Here is a 1,321-nt window from a genome sequence, read left to right on the forward strand (position 1 = left end):
GTGAGTAATACTTAGGAATCTGCCTATTAATGGGGGACAACATCTCGAAAGGGATGCTAATACCGCATACGCCCTACGGGGGAAAGCAGGGGATCACTTGTGACCTTGCGTTAATAGATGAGCCTAAGTCGGATTAGCTAGTTGGTGGGGTAAAGGCCTACCAAGGCGACGATCTGTAGCGGGTCTGAGAGGATGATCCGCCACACTGGGACTGAGACACGGCCCAGACTCCTACGGGAGGCAGCAGTGGGGAATATTGGACAATGGGGGGAACCCTGATCCAGCCATGCCGCGTGTGTGAAGAAGGCCTTATGGTTGTAAAGCACTTTAAGCGAGGAGGAGGCTCTTCTAGTTAATACCTAGGATGAGTGGACGTTACTCGCAGAATAAGCACCGGCTAACTCTGTGCCAGCAGCCGCGGTAATACAGAGGGTGCGAGCGTTAATCGGATTTACTGGGCGTAAAGCGTGCGTAGGCGGCTTTTTAAGTCGGATGTGAAATCCCCGAGCTTAACTTGGGAATTGCATTCGATACTGGGAAGCTAGAGTATGGGAGAGGATGGTAGAATTCCAGGTGTAGCGGTGAAATGCGTAGAGATCTGGAGGAATACCGATGGCGAAGGCAGCCATCTGGCCTAATACTGACGCTGAGGTACGAAAGCATGGGGAGCAAACAGGATTAGATACCCTGGTAGTCCATGCCGTAAACGATGTCTACTAGCCGTTGGGGCCTTTGAGGCTTTAGTGGCGCAGCTAACGCGATAAGTAGACCGCCTGGGGAGTACGGTCGCAAGACTAAAACTCAAATGAATTGACGGGGGCCCGCACAAGCGGTGGAGCATGTGGTTTAATTCGATGCAACGCGAAGAACCTTACCTGGTCTTGACATAGTAAGAACTTTCCAGAGATGGATTGGTGCCTTCGGGAACTTACATACAGGTGCTGCATGGCTGTCGTCAGCTCGTGTCGTGAGATGTTGGGTTAAGTCCCGCAACGAGCGCAACCCTTTTCCTTACTTGCCAGCATTTCGGATGGGAACTTTAAGGATACTGCCAGTGACAAACTGGAGGAAGGCGGGGACGACGTCAAGTCATCATGGCCCTTACGACCAGGGCTACACACGTGCTACAATGGTCGGTACAAAGGGTTGCTACCTAGCGATAGGATGCTAATCTCAAAAAGCCGATCGTAGTCCGGATTGGAGTCTGCAACTCGACTCCATGAAGTCGGAATCGCTAGTAATCGCGGATCAGAATGCCGCGGTGAATACGTTCCCGGGCCTTGTACACACCGCCCGTCACACCATGGGAGTTTGTTGCACC

The 1,321-nt window shown here is 52.2% G+C and carries 1 rRNA gene; it reads left to right on the forward strand.

Going from position 1 to position 1,321, the window contains the following annotated elements:
- Positions 1-1,321: ribosomal RNA gene (locus OSH00_RS20430) — 16S ribosomal RNA — on the forward strand; the annotation flags it as partial.

The organism is Acinetobacter nematophilus (genome assembly GCF_026344175.1).
Lineage (GTDB): Bacteria > Pseudomonadota > Gammaproteobacteria > Pseudomonadales > Moraxellaceae > Acinetobacter > Acinetobacter nematophilus.